We start from the raw sequence: 14,898 nt of genomic DNA on the forward strand, positions 1-14,898 counted from the left end.
GAAAAAAAACAAGCATTCAGCTTGTTACTTTTTAATTTCATCGACATTCTTCGACTTTATGCCAAGCATCATATCGGTTTCAAAGGCCCTCGAATAGACCACCATTTTATGCAAAAGCTCGTCCACATTCGACCTGTCACCCGTATTCATGAAATGTTTTACCGCCATTATCGAGGCTCTTGTACACATATTCAACAGTGTTCTGATCTCCTCCTCGGCTTCTTTCTTCTCCTTTTCGCCCAAGGCGTCAAATACAGGTGTTTCAAACTCCAGGTCGCTGGCCAGCTGCCGAAGGTCCAAAAAAGGTTCATCTATCTTTTCCAATTCTTCGAATATTCTAAGTTTTATTTTCATATAAGCCTCCAGATCTTCTGGCATTGTGATATGAATTAAATGCTTTGTCAATACCAGGAAATTAAAATGGAACCATGCTTGGTTCCTTTTTCATTCGCGTACCAAGAGATATTTTGCTCTCTGATACCAATCCTCGACCGATCCCTCCATATACCATGGCTTCTTTTCGCTTGGAATAGGCGGCTCCAGAAGCTCCGGTTTATGGAAAGGAACGGCTCCCGGAGAAAGAAGCAGGCTCAGCGGATGACGGCCTGCCACATGGCGTATCTGAATGAGCTTCTTGCCCATGAACCAATGTCCGAGCCTTTTCAGGGCATTGCGTATCGCAATATCCTGTATATGCGTTCTTTTCGTCTCCTGTCTGGAATAATCGAAGTCCGAATTCACATTCGATTCCTCATCGTCATATACATTCCACGCCTCTTCTATGAGCATCACAAGTATCCCGCAATTTTCATGCAAGAACTTATAATATGCATCTTCATATACCTTGCACGCCTCCAGAAAACTCAGGAAATCGATTCCGACCTTATATGCTATTTTCCAATTTCCTTTTCCGTACTGCTTATCCCATTCGCTGAATTGATCGTCTCTTTTCGATCCGAAAGGTCCCGGCCTTTCGATAGGTTTCCATTTTTCCATGTCTTGCCTCCTGTTTCCAATAAGATGATTTTGATCTCTTATTGAACTTGACATTATACAGCATAATCCTGTTCAGTCAAATTTTAAAGCATAAAAAAAGACGCTTTTATGCGCCATTTGCCGCTCCGACGCCTTTCAGGAAGTCATTCCATCCTTTTGCGTCATCAACTTTTGTTTGGATGAACTTTCTTGTGTTCAGAGCTTTGAACTCCCTCTCGTTAAAAGTCTCGAGAGCGCTTCGCCAGCTTAACACTTCATAATACTTATTCCTCAATTCGGAATAATTATCTTTGTATGTTCCTTCTTTCAGAAACTGGTCTTCGTCTTCCCTCAGATCCCTGGTGAGAAAATCAATTCTTTCTTTGATCCTGATCTTCAATTTTTCTATTTTTTCCAGAACCTCTCCTGTGACTCTGTTCTCCTTTCTCAGCTGGATGAACCGGAAACAGCAATCCTGCAGATTCCTATATTTGTTTCCACTACCTTCTTCCCTCAGAAGAACGCTGATCTCCATCCGCGGTTTCAGAATGCCCCACGAATTCAGTTTTAAATTCCTTTCAAGCCTCTCGCTGAAGGTAAGTTCTTCAAACATTTAAACTCCTCCCGTTCGATCAATTTCGCCGCCAATATGAATAGCAACCCGTATTTATACCATATCGGATATTTTTGTCAATCGCAGAACAGCATTTTTGGGACATAAAAAAACAGCATTCAATGCGTTCTTAAAAAATATGTGAATCATCCTTGCTCGATTAGGACGATTCAGTTATTACGATTGTTGTTTTGGGTTTTTGCTGCGATAGTATAGATAGAACAACGTTGCTATTATTGCTGAGCCGATCACACCGACTACGTAGCTCCAAATTGTTACCTCTTTGAATACGACGTTATTCAACATATAAATAGCACCGACTGTGCCAAGTAATGCTGCGACAATCCAGAACATATAATATCGCACATACTTTGCGCTATCGATTTGAAGTTGCCTTATGGCATCTTCTAAAGCAGAAATCTTCTTGTCTTGGCCATTTACCTTCTCCTTAATCGGAGTAATTTCTTTTGCCAAGGCATCAACCTTTTCTTTCACGGGAGTTACGAACTCCTTGAGATCGTCGACATCCTTTTTGATATCGTTCATTTTCTCATCCATTGGTGGGCCCTCTTCGTGCCGTTCGCCTTCATCTTTCTTTTTGTCTTTATCGGGTTCTTCGGCCGGGCCTACTGGTTTTTTACTGTCCTGACATCGGACGGATGAGTGCTGCCGGGAACGATGTTCTCAACCTGGTTGATCTCATATTTCTTCCTTGAACCGATTACAGTTTTGCCCAGGACTGCAGCCTTTTTTCCTGTTCCTTTGCCGGCATTGATCTCTGCCTGTTCAAGTTCGTATTTCTTCTTTGCGGCTATCTGTGATTCCTCAAGTTCTGACATAATTATTTCCCTCCTGCGGCAGGACAATTCTCAAGCACTTCCGTGAACGACATTCTTACAGCTGCTGCTGAAACTACGACTGTGTTCTCGCATCCCGTGTCTTCCTTGGCTCTCTCTGAAAGCTGGTCGAAAGTCGGGTTTTCTGTACCTTTGAATGGCACCGCTGTCAAATTTACCTGTGGTTTTCCGCCTTTGACGTGCAAGGTCATCATTGCAACAATACCGTTGCTGTGTGTTCCTTCTATGATCGTGGGTTTCCCCTCAGTCAATAATCCCTCATCTTTCCTTGATTCATTTCCCATTTAAATCACCTTTTGGTTTTTTTCGATATTTGTCCTTTTGAAGAGTTAGTTTCGAGCATCACCCTTCGTTTTGAAAGAACATGTAAGGCTGTTTATCCTCACAATTTCCAATGTTAGTCTTCTTTATTTTCTTTGTCAAGAGTCATTTCACGCAGAAAACAAATAATGGCTCAAATTAGCCATCATTATTAAATAAATATTTTGTTTTTTTAGGATTAATTATATTTTAAAATCTGAGTTATCCACAGACGCGCATGGTTGTGCGAATAATAATATAGTCTTTTATGCTTTATATAAGCCATTTCCTTAACAAACCTCTCAATACCTGTTCAGATCTCTCATTTCTTTTTTTAAAAGAAGTTTGGTGCTTTTATCCAGCTTCCATAATTTTAAATGTTGAAACAACCCGCTCAACAATTCCGGGGCCCTTCTTATTATTTTCATCGCAATTTATAAATGCAGCATCGGTCGCGACTCCCAATGCTCCGCAATCGGGATACCTCACTATGAAATGCAATGTCGCTATCCTGTTCTTTTCGACATTGGTATAGCTTGAATCGACATAAGTGCCCTCCGCAGTCGCTTCTGTGGATTCGGACAGGCAATATGAGCGTCCCGCGATCTCAACCTTCCTGACAATGAAGCCCTTGAAATTTCTGGCATAGCATCCCTCCAGTGAACTTGATCCCGCCATGGTTGAAACGGTTATTTCCGGCTCTTGGTAGAAAAAGTTTTCCGGATATTTTATTTCATATCCCTTTGCCGGATCGCTCACAAGCTTCCAATCTTTCGTCTCGCCCGTATCAACATATTCCCCAAGCACGATCGGACCCAGAAGATAGCTGTCTTCTGTTTTCGAAAGTTCATATCTATTTTCGACATATCCCACGACTCCGTATTTTACATCCTTCTGGAATTCTCTCACCACAAAACCAAACTGTTCATTTCCGAGCTTTTCCGCTTTCAATATTTCAAAACTGTCCAATCCGACATTCCTGTCATCATAGTAGCCGGAAAGGCTCTCATTTTTAATCAATGCATCGCTCGTGAAATATGAAGCGAGCTCTTTCACACTTTTTGTCCTGAGCTCCTCAAGATAACCTTTCAGGACGGATTCCGCCTTCTCCTTTTCTTCATTTTTCAGCTCTATTCCCGTAATAACGACGGGCGCCCGGGCTTTATATGGCTTCGTAGTCAGGAAATATCCGGCGAGTCCCAAAATCAGTCCTATCCCGACCATGACCGCGACATACAGGACCATCTTCGGGGTGATCTGGAATGTTTGTTTTTTCATATTATTGTTTGAATTATCGGTTATCAAAAATTATCAGGATCGATCTTCAGCGGCGTCATCAGTCATTCACGCCTTTTGTCCTCGAGGTATAATTATTCGAAGAATTCCAGAGTATCCATCCCACCCCGCCGGACTCGTTGCTCGCCTTGATCTGCGCCTTCACACTTTCAACGCCATAAACGCCTCCCATATCGAAAGCCTGAAGCCACGGACGAAGTTTTGCCTGCCTTTTCGGTTTTGCATTCTCGTTTGAAGCGGCATTCAGAACATCAAGCCTTGCTTTTCCTTTTTCAATGGAATATTTTACGACTTCATAGGGATATGATGCCGGATTCTGAAAGCCGATGAATCCGTTCGCGTAATGGGAGGGATAGACCATCGGACATACGAAATCAAAATTTTCATAGGCATCCTCGATCACCTGCCCTATGCCAAGATCATCCTTATTGATCGTTGCAAGACCAAAAAGGTCCGCCGATATTTTAACATCCTGAAGATTTGAATTGAGATATGAAAAAAATTCCCTGATGACCTCATGCTTTTCGGATTTTTTCGGATCATAAAACGGATAGCTCATATTTCCCAGCGATCCGTCGGACGGAAATCTGACGTAATCGAAATTTATTTCGTCAAAACCCCTGTCCGAAGCGTCCCGCGCGATCTTCACAATATAGCTCCAACCATCCGTTGAAGCCGGATCGATCCACGAGAGCCCCTTATTATCCTTCCAGGCTTTGCCCGTCGCTTTGTTCTTGATGGCAAGGTCCGGCCTCGCTTTTGCCAGCACCGGATCCTGGAAAACCGTGATCCTGGCGATCGCATATATATTATTTTCGTGCAATTTTTTGAGAAGCGCGTCCGCGTCCGGGATCATTATCTGCTCAGCTTTATATTTCGTAATTTCCTCTATTTCCGTTTTATAGGAAACATAGCCTGAATAGTCCTTGATATCGATCACGACTGCGTTCAACTTTTCCTTGCCGATAAGATCGATTATTCCATCCATCTTCTTGGCATTCCCCGCGCTCCATCCCGTAAGATACAGCGCTTTCACTTCTGAGGGCGGATCTTTCAGTTTGTTTTGGATAGGCTCTTCCACGTCCGCGATATCCGCTGGCATCAATTGGTCTGTGACTTGGATCGCATCATTTTCATCCGGCGCAGCTTTATTCGTATTTGCGAAAAATATATAATAGCATATTCCGACCGCAAAAAACGCGCATAATAAAATTGTGGCATATTTTCCGCTTCGCGAGACTTTTCCTCCCTCTCTTTTATTCATATCTTTTCTGGCTATTATAAGTTGATATTTTGATTATCATATCCTCCAAAAACGAAACAGCTCATTTATTTTTTTCTGCGTTTATCATCTCGCATCTGTTATTGACACATTTGGGAACCCCAAAACAGCTTGGGTCGTCCGACATGACCGCCGGGCACATTACAGGCTCCGAAGTTTTGCATTTGCCATTCCAGTCAAAAATATATCTGTTGTTTATTGCCGTAGCTTTTCCGCCGGCATTGCATCCGCAGCAATCCGCTCTCACCGCAACGCAATCCGAATCGGCACTGCATGAATAATAATCTGTTTTCCTTTCACAGACATTCCGGCATTCTTCCAGCGAATTAAAAGGGATCTCGAATGAGCAACCGCTGGCAAATCCCGGAAAACATCTGCTGACAGCAGGATCATATTCAAAACCCGAAGCTGCCGCCTCGCAAGGCCCGATCCCGCGGACTTTTTTGCCGCATCTCGGATCCGCAGCTGATATTTCATTGATCGTGAATTCATTGGAATATACAAAATTATCGGTCGGCTGCCCGGATATGTTATTCGGATCCTCCTCGGCGCTCTTTGTTCTTTCGACCATGGCGCTAGAGACTCTGTATTTTCCGCCTCTTGCGTCTTGAAAATCCATACGCGCACCCCACGGTTTCTCCTCCGGGCACCATTTTTCTTTCTGGTCCCAAGAATAGACCGAAGATCCTCCTGCGGCCAGGGGCAGATACGACAAACCGCCGGCCACTCCGCACCCGCTCCAGACCATTCTGATGGTTCTCCATTGACCACTGCTAAGATCCGTATCGTCCGGTTCATAAATTTCAATGGACGGAAAAGTTAAGAAAATTTCGCCTTCCGTATTATTAAAGACGTTGATCTTCACTTCTTCTCCTTGTTCATATTTTTCTTTATCCGTAGATATAGCCGGTTTGCCTTCACCCTGCTCAGGACCGGACCTGCTTCTCATCAAATAGCTCATCGAACCGACCAGTACACTGAAACTCACAATAAGACAGAATATCAACGCAAGCCTTGGAGCATAGACCGACACAGATTCTTTTTGTGACATATTATTTTATTAACAATTTATATTCGATAAATTAATTTATTGCATAACGCATTTATTTTTGACGCATTTCGGCTGTTGAAAACAGCTTGGATCATCAGACATGACCGCCGGACACATCATTTCACCTTGCTGCATTTTTTCCTGCCGATCGATCAGATATTTTTTATTTATAGCCTCAAGGCTCCCGCCCGCAGTGCATCCGCAATAGTCTTTATTGACCGCAACGCATTCCATATCCGTTTCGCATGAATAAGGATCGGCCTGGGTTTCGCAAGCCGCCCTGCATTCTTCTATATTCTCAAACGGAGTTTCAAAACTGCATCCGCTGACTCCCCGTTTCACACACTCTCCGGCGCTTTCATCAAACTCTACTCCAAGCCAATATGCTTTGCACTTTCCGGATCCGCTTACAGCCTTGCCGCATCTCGGATCAGCAGCCGATGTTTCTTTTATAGTAAATTCATTTGAATAAAGATCTTTTCCCCCATTTCCATCCGGCGACTTGCCGTATTTCATGACGATCCTATATGTTCCTGCGTCCGCATCATAGGTCTGGCGCGGGTAATCCCAAAGCTTCTGGTCCCACTGTAAATTCACGGGAAATTCAGAGCGCAATGCAGTATAAAAAGCCGCTTGCTCCTCGATGGAACCGACGCAGATCGCGGGATAGCCGCTCACTTCTCTCCACTCTCCGGAATAAAGCATGAATATTCTATACGGCCTGGTATTACAATTCGAAACTCCTTCCATGAACCATATCGGATCACTCGAAATGTTTTCCATTATTATGCTGATCGCTTCCCCTTTTTCATATTCCGTTTTACCGGTCTCCAGGGATACATCCGCATTGCCGGATATTATGTAATTGAAAATTTTTGTATCGATCGGCCCGCTTTCCCGTGGCCTGCCATACCCCATAGTTATTGCCGCTTCTCCCGCCTGAATAGGAGTGAATGTGAAAACCTCCTTGCCGGCGGCGCCCAGCTTGGGACTGTTCCGGTCGCTGATAAAGTCTTTGCTCCGAAGAATGAAATAATGTTCGTCAAATTCCGCCTCCCAGGAATATCCGGTCGTCACATTTGAATCGAGCGTTATAAGAATATCTTCACCGACCGTGGCCTGCACGGCCTCAACGGGTTCCTCGCACGCCTCCTGGCACTCTTTCAGGGAACCGAAGGGAAGCCGGTCTATGCACCCCGCTCCGTTCACAACAACGCATTTGTTCTGATCCAAATCAAATTCATATCCCACTTTCGAGCAGGTCATTTCAACCTTGGCTTTCTCGGCGCATAAATTTTCAACAGGCGCAGGATCAGGCTCGATGACCGGATCAAATACTATAGGTTCGCTGTGGATCAATATATATCCGATCGCTCCGATCAACATCCCATACAAAACGATCGTCGTCATCGCAATTATCGCCTTTGGCAAGTCATAACCTTTTTTTGTTTTTTGTATATTTTTTTTCATTGCTTTTATTTTTTTAAATTAATTACTCTCGGAATATATTCAAAAATATCGCTCGCAAGCAATGATTCTCCGTACTGCTTTGATGCCATCTCTCCCGCTTTGCCGTTAATATATGCCGCATGTACGGCTGCCTCAAAAGGGCTTAGTCCCCGCGCAAGAAGGGCTCCGCATATTCCGGATAGCGTATCTCCAAATCCGCCTTTCGCCATCAGCGGCGTCCCTGTGCGATTAAGAGAAACCTCGTCTCCATCTGAAATGACATCAACGCTCCCCTTCAGAAGGATCGTAACACCTAGCTTTTTCGCCCATTTTTCAACCTTCTCCCGCCTGTCTTTTGTTTCGAGCTGTACGGTTTCGCCTGTCAATGCCTTGAATTCATTGGCATGAGGGGTTATGATCACACTCTTTCCGCCGACGAGATCAAGATTACCGCTCAAGGCCCTGATCCCTTCGGCATCGATCACTATCGGCAAACTCGCTTTTTTTATTATTTCCCTGATGGCCCGATGCGTATCGTCGCTCCTTTTCAGACCGCATCCGATTATCATTGCGTCATGATCTTTCGCCAGCTCCAAAATTTCCGAAACATGATAAAGATTAAGATCGAATTCCAGCGGATGCGTTATAAGGTCGGGCAGGAATACTGCCGCGATGTCCATCGCGCGTTTGTGCCCGATCACAGCGACGAGGTCCGCCCCGCTCCGGAGGGCCGAGACTGCATTGAAAACCGGAGACCCCGAATAGATCCTGCTTCCCGAAACGACGAGAACTTTTCCATAATCTCCCTTACGGGACCATTTTTCCCGTTTCATATAAACCCTCCTAAGATCCATATTTTTTATTTATTTGTACTAGATAAAGCGATCTTTATTCCAAGCAGGATCAGCACCGTTCCGAATACCTTTTCTATTCCGCTTCGCATCGATGAAAATCTCTCTTTGATCTCTTTTTTGGACAGCATTATCGCGACAAACGAGAACCATACGAAAGTCATTATGACCATCTCTCCCGCATAAACCATCTCCACCAGAAAAGGGGTTCCCGGATCGATGAACTGCGTGAACAGGCTCAGAAAAAACAATGTTACTTTCGGATTGAGTATGTTCGTAAGAAATCCCATCTTAACCGCGGAAACATTGTCCATCTCCTTACCGGCTTTTTCGCCGCATCCGGCGGTCAGACCTGAACCAGGCCGGAAAGATCTCACGCCTATATAAATGAGATAAAGCGCTCCGACTATTTTTATCGTTGAAAAGAGTACTATCGATCTTGATATGATAAGTCCTATTCCGAGAAGCGAATATGATATGTGGACAACGATGCCGAGCGCAAGACCCAAAGCCGAAAATATCCCTGTTTTCTTCGAATACACGAAACTGTTCCTGGCGATCAACGCAAAATCCGGCCCGGGACTGACAAGCGCCAGAAAATGGACCGATGAAATGGCAATGAATTGTATAAGATAATCCATAGGTCTGTTTATTGCTTATATGCAAATTCTAACAAATATCGGGCCATAGGGCAACCGAATACTCCACAAATAAATAAAACTCTCTTAATGAGAGTTATTTTTTGCCGCGCCGATTGAAAATTTGTTTATATGCAGAGATGATCATAGGATGGATTTTTTCTTCCTGAAGCCGCTCAAGATCGAATCCTTGCAGTCCGGAATCTTCGTATTCCTCTCTATTCAGATTCTCAGAAACAGCTTTTATTTCCTCTTCGCTTAATTTGACCGTAAAAGTGTAAATGAGATTGTCCGAACCTACATTCTGAGGCTCCTGCTCCCTGTCTTTCCATAGATATCGGTTGATGCAAAGCATATTAAATCTTTTCTTTGCGATTTTCAGAGCTGTTTCTCTTTTGAAACAGCGCACGATCGATTCCTCCGGCAATTCCCCGTTAAAAGACCTTCCTCCGATCACCCACCAATCCTTCATCGGCCTTATCCTTCTCTTGGCAAGATATATGGCCTTTTCTTCCCCGCTTAATATTATCGCATCCGTACCTACGATAACGAATGATCTCATTGCTTCATTATACACTTCTTTTTCCAGAAACTTCCTTTCTATTTCGGTCCTTCCTTTCTCCCTGTACAAGTTTGAAACTGCTATCTTGGATTTTTTCATTCTGTCGCCTCCTTTAATTACGACTCTGAATACTAACACGCAAAAAGACGGCGGTCAATGCGGCGGACAATTTCGGAATACATATTCGGAATAACAAAAAATTCCGGAACTTATCCGGAACCTTCCGACTTCAGTGCGCTATTCAGTGGAAAAAATTCAGATCCAGCACTGCCACCCCGAATGCAACGAAAAAAACCATAGCGGTCTGCAAAAAAGTTTTAAGACATTCGTTCATTTGATTGAGAGATAATTGATTAAAAGTTATTTGATTCGATATTTTCTTCAGCAAGCGTCATAGAAAGATCAAAAAGACAAAGATATGGCCGTTATATCATCATACTGTTTATATCGTGGATACTTCCAGCACTTGGGATCTTCCCGCTGCAAATTTCTGACATAATTCTTTATATTCTCAAGGCCCCCTTCCAGAAAAAGATCAACGAATAATTTCCAATCGTCATTTCCCGCAGGGTCTTCTTTCGGGATCATCAGGCCGTCCGTAAAAAGCAGTATATGCCTGACATTTTGCAGATCTTCCTCGCCGGTCCTCAGAAAACCCATTGCTTTCTCATCTCCGTTCAATGCGCCGTATATCTCATTCGCCTTGGCACGCAGTTCTATCAGAGGCCCGGAACCTATGATCTCCCGTATATTTTCTTTCTTCTTCCGGGCTAATTCTCTCCATATCCCAAGAACCTCTGCATCATGATCAAAATCCGTAACAAGCAGTCTGTATGAATTGTCTTTGTAAATTACGAGAATAAGAGAATCTGAAAGCTGGATCCAATCGAAAGAATTATTCTTTATTCTGACCGCGGCCAGAATTGTGCCCCATAAACTGTTTTTGTTCTTTAAATCAATATCAAGATCGGTCATTTTCTCCCGAATTTTGCGGTTCGCTTCTGCTGCCAGTTCTTTGAACTTTCCTTCTTGGCGGGAAAAAATGTCTCTGGCGATGGTAGCGGCGATCAAACCGCCCGTTGTGCCTTGTTTGTCCGCGAACTTATCCAGACTGTTAAAACCGTCGAATACCGCAAAGACATCGTCCTTGATGAGATATGAGTCTTCCTTGCTTGATCCTGTATCGAAAATATGGTCAACTTTCATTTATTTATTCTTATGAAGATATTTCTTCTGTCAAAAGTGAAAAACTTTCCCGTTCGATTTATATGTATTCCAAATTTTTGATCTTTGATTTTTTAATTTTGATCTTAGCAAAGCGCTGTGCCCTCGGTAGGAGATCTCACGTCGTCATTACATTCCTCTTTGAAACCTTGCGGTTCCAATACCTCCACCACGGTGAAACTCCCGTTTCCCCGACCCCCTTCCCGTTCGATTCTATATATCTAAGTATTCCTTAATTTTTCATTTTGATCTTTGCATTTTGCATTTTCCTGTGCCCTCGGTAGGAATCGAACCTACATTACAAGCTCCGCAAGCTCGCGTTCTATCCATTGAACTACGGGGGCATATGGCAACGTATAGTCGGCGAAGCTGGCTATGAATCTTTTTCAATATTCTTTTCCATTTTGTCCAGATATGAAAGAAGCTCCTCATCCGTCATCTCGTCCCCGTCGGCAAAACCTTTCTTTTCCCTGCTGATAAGCATCGCCTCCTGCTTCTCTTCGGGAAGAAAATACTCGAGTACGGCGCGGATATAATTCGGATCCTGAGACTCCAAATAGATCTCTTTCACCGGCAGGAACGCATTTCTGAGTTTGAACTTCAATGTCTTCGCTTCTTCGTCTATTTCAAAGGACTCGATCAAACTATACTTGTACAGCTTATCACCCATCTTTATTCCGTCAAGATCGATAAGACAGTCCATCGCCACCGGCTTTCGGACAAGATGCATCAAACAGACGCAAAAGGCAAGAAGAAATGTGATGGATACAATATAGCTCCCCTGCAGCAGCGACCAGATCATCATGAACGGAGACGCTATGGCGCACAGCCTGTATATCAGAACCTCGCCATTTGTCAGAATAAAACTCGGCGCTGTCCATCTTGCAAGATGACTCTCGGCGCCATCCTCCGTTCTTTCGGGCGCATCGGTCTTGCGGACATGGTCCTTTTCAATTTCACCTTGTCCGGCATGCGCGCTCGGACTTGCCTGAACCTCGGCATTTTTTTTGTTCTCTCCGGCTTTCGCCCCTTGGATCTTTTTCGCATGCTTATTCTTCCTACCGACCTGGGACGCAACGCCGGTTTTCCGCACAATTTTCACTCTGTTCTTTGTCTTAATTTTATTTTTGCTTTTGATCGCCATATTTTTAATTTTATTTTATTCGCAATCACAAAACTTCATCTCTTAAATAAATTTTATCATTTAAAGGACTCCAAGTAAAGCTTTCCCGGCAACAAACCCGCAAGCTGCTCACAAAACAGCCGGATCTCAGCAAAAAAAAGCACACCCCTCTTTGGAGATGTGTCAGCTTTATCCTTAATATTATTTCCCTTGCATTTTTTTTGTTACGTGTTCAAGCACCGCCTGTTCCCGGACATCTGCGGGTTCGATTTCCTTCATCCTGCGAAATGCTTCTTCCTGCCTTTCCTTGCCCAGGCCATAGATCGAAAAATATTTTGTAATGGTATCTGGAAATCCGTTTATCCTATCAAGCGCCACATCAAATATCTCGGGATATTCATTTACGAATAGCGCAATGTTGTAGAATTCCACAACGCTCCCTGCGATCTCAAGTCCGCGTCTTGCAATGATCCTATTGGCTCTGCCGCTTTTGGACGCTCTTTTTGCCTTGTTAAATTCATCAAAGGTGCATATGACAGCCGCCAGATTCTTGGCCGCATGAAGTTCCATCCAGCTTCCGGATGGAGCGACAACCAGAACTTCTGTCCATTGTGCAACTTTTTTGTCTGCCGAATCTTCAAGGTTCGCATCTATCCACGCTCCGATCTCACAAAGCAACTGAATTGTGTGTGTAATATCGGATGACGTAATATATTTGCATAACGTTATAAGTTCTGTTATATCACTCCTGGAATCAAACATCTGTTCGGTGGCTACGATCATCTCCAGGCCATACTCGTGCTTTTTCGCACACCCGTATATTGAATTCCATATACCGAAATCCACCACGTTCATAGCTGCCGACATCAGGATCGGAAAATTTTTCTCGACCAGTTCGTCGTCTGTTTCCATCTTCAATATTGCGTCAGCCAATATTTCCGCCTTCTTGTTTCCCGGCTCTGCAGATCCTAATTCGTCATTCAGCATTTCATTAAAACGAGCCAGCGCAATCTTTCCTTCATTGAAATTGCTCCTTCGGACGAGATAATAAACCTCAAGAGCCTCAGTCGCATTCCGGGCCTGCTTTAACGCCACTTCAAATGATTCTTTATACAACAAATCAATCTCATCATCTATTGCTGCACTCATCAGAGTCATCGCTTCCCTGAATGTTCTGACTTCCTTCGACATCTCAAGGAGTATGTCCGCTTGTTGCTTTTTTGGCTTGTCCTTGATCGCCCTCAGGATCTCAAGCATGTATTCTACGCTTATGTCTATTTTCTGTGCGTCTGATCTTTCAAATAACATATTCCGCTTCCTCCGTATCTATATTTCTTTATTGTCGGTTAAGCCGAAAAGCGATATTCATCGCCAAGCTCCGCCTTCAAAAAAAGAACCTAAGAGTTTACATGAAAAAGCAGCTTTTGTCAAGCTGCCGCAATTGCTCAATAACCTGGAGATATTATCCCGCATAATGGATGATCCTGATGACTTCTCCTTATGCGATCAACGGATCCTAGAATTTCATCCTCTTCAATATACCCTTTGCTTCTTCCCCCTCGATCAGGCTCGCCTGGGAATAATCGTATATTTTCACAGCCTCGAATCTGACACTCTTTATTTCTTTTCCGTCGAATGTTATCTCAGCAATTGCTCCGAGCCTCGTTTCATTCGACCACATCTGATCAAAAACGAAATTTCCAAGGCTATAGATTATATATTTTCCGTTATACTTCTCAACCTCTTGCACCACGTGCGGATGATGGCCGATGACAAGGTCCGCCCCGGCATCGATCGCGCTGTGCGCAAAGTCCTGCTGGAATGCGCCTGACTTGGTCTTGTATTCCGTTCCCGCATGCATTGAAACGATGACGGCATCCGCTTCCTCTTTTGCTTTTTTCACGGCGCTCTGCATCTTTTCTTTGTCCATATTTGAAACTCCATATTCTTCTCCTTTGGGATCTTTCCGGATATCGGTATTATAGGTGAAAGCAAGAAACGAGAACTTAACGCCCTTGGCCATCACGACTGCGCCTTGATCGATATTATCTTCTCCTATCCCCGCGCCCGCGTGCCTTATTCCTGCCTTATCCAATTCCTTCAGTGTTTCCTCAAGTCCCCTTTTCCCGAAATTCATGATATGGTTATTCGCAAGGCTGAGAACATCGAACCCCGCATATTTGAGCCCGACAACGGATCTCGGGTCCGCCCTGAATACCATTTCAGAAGGATTAACAGCCCTGCCCGAAATTATCGGCGTTTCCAGATTTCCAAAAGTGATGTCCGCGCCGGAAGTCAATTCCGCAGTCTTTATGAACGGATACTTGAAGTTCTTTTTTTCTATCATTGTCTTTTCAACAGATCTCGAAAGCATGACGTCTCCCACTGCAACCATTCTGATCTCGTCCTCATTCTCCTTGAGGCCCAATGCTTCCAGGCTGCGGTTTATATCATGTTGAGAATTTGCAGCCAAAAAATACGCCAGAAAAAACAATCCGACCAGATCTATTTTAAATTTTATGCTAGTTCTCATAAATCACGTTAATCTTAGTGAATCACCCTGTGAGTCCTGCTGGACATCACAGGGCGTCTGGTGGTAATTTACAGCTCAAAGAGCCTTAACTGTTTTATGTCATCTTTTCTTCCTTGCTTTTCTATATATCTCTCTATTACTTTT

The 14,898-nt window shown here is 43.9% G+C and carries 17 protein-coding genes and 1 tRNA gene; all 18 read right to left on the bottom strand.

Going from position 1 to position 14,898, the window contains the following annotated elements:
- Positions 1-24: 24 nt before the first annotated feature.
- Positions 25-354 carry a hypothetical protein gene (locus WC788_02630; protein MFA6096501.1) on the bottom strand — a complete coding sequence of 110 codons (330 nt, stop codon included), beginning with the start codon at positions 352-354 and terminating at the stop codon, positions 25-27.
- Between the two features lie 90 nt (positions 355-444).
- Complete coding sequence (locus tag WC788_02635) at positions 445-996, bottom strand: hypothetical protein (protein MFA6096502.1); 552 nt, start codon at positions 994-996, stop codon at positions 445-447.
- 106 nt (positions 997-1,102) lie between these two features.
- Positions 1,103-1,588 carry a hypothetical protein gene (locus WC788_02640; GenBank protein MFA6096503.1) on the bottom strand — a complete coding sequence of 162 codons (486 nt, stop codon included), beginning with the start codon at positions 1,586-1,588 and terminating at the stop codon, positions 1,103-1,105.
- 177 nt (positions 1,589-1,765) lie between these two features.
- A complete protein-coding gene (locus tag WC788_02645; GenBank protein ID MFA6096504.1) occupies positions 1,766-2,146 on the bottom strand; it encodes a hypothetical protein in 381 nt (126 codons plus the stop codon).
- Between the two features lie 68 nt (positions 2,147-2,214).
- A complete protein-coding gene (locus WC788_02650; GenBank protein ID MFA6096505.1) occupies positions 2,215-2,427 on the bottom strand; it encodes a hypothetical protein in 213 nt (70 codons plus the stop codon).
- Between the two features lie 2 nt (positions 2,428-2,429).
- Entirely contained in the window at positions 2,430-2,729 is a 300-nt protein-coding gene (locus WC788_02655; protein MFA6096506.1) for a hypothetical protein, read from the bottom strand.
- 370 nt (positions 2,730-3,099) lie between these two features.
- Positions 3,100-4,023, bottom strand: a complete 924-nt coding sequence (locus tag WC788_02660; protein MFA6096507.1) for a hypothetical protein — start codon at positions 4,021-4,023, stop codon at positions 3,100-3,102.
- A 58-nt stretch (positions 4,024-4,081) separates the two neighbouring features.
- Positions 4,082-5,305: a putative glycoside hydrolase gene (locus WC788_02665; GenBank protein MFA6096508.1), complete on the bottom strand. Its 1,224-nt coding sequence runs from the start codon at positions 5,303-5,305 to the stop codon at positions 4,082-4,084.
- Positions 5,306-5,366: 61 nt separating this feature from the next.
- On the bottom strand, positions 5,367-6,374 hold the full coding sequence (locus tag WC788_02670) for a hypothetical protein (protein ID MFA6096509.1): 1,008 nt from the start codon (positions 6,372-6,374) through the stop codon (positions 5,367-5,369).
- Between the two features lie 36 nt (positions 6,375-6,410).
- The gene (locus tag WC788_02675) at positions 6,411-7,844 is read right to left on the bottom strand and encodes a protease inhibitor I42 family protein (protein MFA6096510.1); all 1,434 of its coding nucleotides are present in this window, start codon (positions 7,842-7,844) and stop codon (positions 6,411-6,413) included.
- Positions 7,845-7,849: 5 nt separating this feature from the next.
- Positions 7,850-8,677, bottom strand: coding sequence for an NAD(P)H-hydrate dehydratase (locus WC788_02680; GenBank protein MFA6096511.1), 828 nt, complete (start codon positions 8,675-8,677; stop codon positions 7,850-7,852).
- Between the two features lie 5 nt (positions 8,678-8,682).
- Positions 8,683-9,315, bottom strand: a complete 633-nt coding sequence (locus WC788_02685) for a LysE family transporter (GenBank protein MFA6096512.1) — start codon at positions 9,313-9,315, stop codon at positions 8,683-8,685.
- Between the two features lie 94 nt (positions 9,316-9,409).
- Entirely contained in the window at positions 9,410-9,973 is a 564-nt protein-coding gene (locus WC788_02690) for an NUDIX domain-containing protein (protein MFA6096513.1), read from the bottom strand.
- 303 nt (positions 9,974-10,276) lie between these two features.
- On the bottom strand, positions 10,277-11,080 hold the full coding sequence (locus WC788_02695) for a protein phosphatase 2C domain-containing protein (GenBank protein ID MFA6096514.1): 804 nt from the start codon (positions 11,078-11,080) through the stop codon (positions 10,277-10,279).
- 290 nt (positions 11,081-11,370) lie between these two features.
- A tRNA-Arg gene (locus tag WC788_02700) sits at positions 11,371-11,442 on the bottom strand.
- A 29-nt stretch (positions 11,443-11,471) separates the two neighbouring features.
- A complete protein-coding gene (locus tag WC788_02705) occupies positions 11,472-12,242 on the bottom strand; it encodes a hypothetical protein (protein ID MFA6096515.1) in 771 nt (256 codons plus the stop codon).
- Positions 12,243-12,422: 180 nt separating this feature from the next.
- Positions 12,423-13,529, bottom strand: coding sequence for a hypothetical protein (locus tag WC788_02710; protein MFA6096516.1), 1,107 nt, complete (start codon positions 13,527-13,529; stop codon positions 12,423-12,425).
- Positions 13,530-13,737: 208 nt separating this feature from the next.
- On the bottom strand, positions 13,738-14,754 hold the full coding sequence (locus WC788_02715) for a CapA family protein (GenBank protein ID MFA6096517.1): 1,017 nt from the start codon (positions 14,752-14,754) through the stop codon (positions 13,738-13,740).
- Positions 14,755-14,898: the final 144 nt, after the last annotated feature.

The organism is Candidatus Paceibacterota bacterium, from assembly GCA_041661265.1.
Taxonomy (GTDB): Bacteria; Patescibacteriota; Minisyncoccia; order JAHIHE01; family JAGLIN01; genus JBAZUT01.

What these genes read in the sequence shown, in the direction of transcription:
- WC788_02630 (MFA6096501.1), bottom strand. Translation starts at nt 354, where the DNA reads ATGAAAATAAAACTTAGAATATTCGAAGAATTGGAAAAGATAGATGAA.
- WC788_02635 (MFA6096502.1), bottom strand. Translation starts at nt 996, where the DNA reads ATGGAAAAATGGAAACCTATCGAAAGGCCGGGACCTTTCGGATCGAAA.
- WC788_02640 (MFA6096503.1), bottom strand. Translation starts at nt 1,588, where the DNA reads ATGTTTGAAGAACTTACCTTCAGCGAGAGGCTTGAAAGGAATTTAAAA.
- WC788_02645 (MFA6096504.1), bottom strand. Translation starts at nt 2,146, where the DNA reads ATGGATGAGAAAATGAACGATATCAAAAAGGATGTCGACGATCTCAAG.
- WC788_02650 (MFA6096505.1), bottom strand. Translation starts at nt 2,427, where the DNA reads ATGTCAGAACTTGAGGAATCACAGATAGCCGCAAAGAAGAAATACGAA.
- WC788_02655 (MFA6096506.1), bottom strand. Translation starts at nt 2,729, where the DNA reads ATGGGAAATGAATCAAGGAAAGATGAGGGATTATTGACTGAGGGGAAA.
- WC788_02660 (MFA6096507.1), bottom strand. Translation starts at nt 4,023, where the DNA reads ATGAAAAAACAAACATTCCAGATCACCCCGAAGATGGTCCTGTATGTC.
- WC788_02665 (MFA6096508.1), bottom strand. Translation starts at nt 5,305, where the DNA reads ATGAATAAAAGAGAGGGAGGAAAAGTCTCGCGAAGCGGAAAATATGCC.
- WC788_02670 (MFA6096509.1), bottom strand. Translation starts at nt 6,374, where the DNA reads ATGTCACAAAAAGAATCTGTGTCGGTCTATGCTCCAAGGCTTGCGTTG.
- WC788_02675 (MFA6096510.1), bottom strand. Translation starts at nt 7,844, where the DNA reads ATGAAAAAAAATATACAAAAAACAAAAAAAGGTTATGACTTGCCAAAG.
- WC788_02680 (MFA6096511.1), bottom strand. Translation starts at nt 8,677, where the DNA reads ATGGATCTTAGGAGGGTTTATATGAAACGGGAAAAATGGTCCCGTAAG.
- WC788_02685 (MFA6096512.1), bottom strand. Translation starts at nt 9,315, where the DNA reads ATGGATTATCTTATACAATTCATTGCCATTTCATCGGTCCATTTTCTG.
- WC788_02690 (MFA6096513.1), bottom strand. Translation starts at nt 9,973, where the DNA reads ATGAAAAAATCCAAGATAGCAGTTTCAAACTTGTACAGGGAGAAAGGA.
- WC788_02695 (MFA6096514.1), bottom strand. Translation starts at nt 11,080, where the DNA reads ATGAAAGTTGACCATATTTTCGATACAGGATCAAGCAAGGAAGACTCA.
- WC788_02705 (MFA6096515.1), bottom strand. Translation starts at nt 12,242, where the DNA reads ATGGCGATCAAAAGCAAAAATAAAATTAAGACAAAGAACAGAGTGAAA.
- WC788_02710 (MFA6096516.1), bottom strand. Translation starts at nt 13,529, where the DNA reads ATGTTATTTGAAAGATCAGACGCACAGAAAATAGACATAAGCGTAGAA.
- WC788_02715 (MFA6096517.1), bottom strand. Translation starts at nt 14,754, where the DNA reads ATGAGAACTAGCATAAAATTTAAAATAGATCTGGTCGGATTGTTTTTT.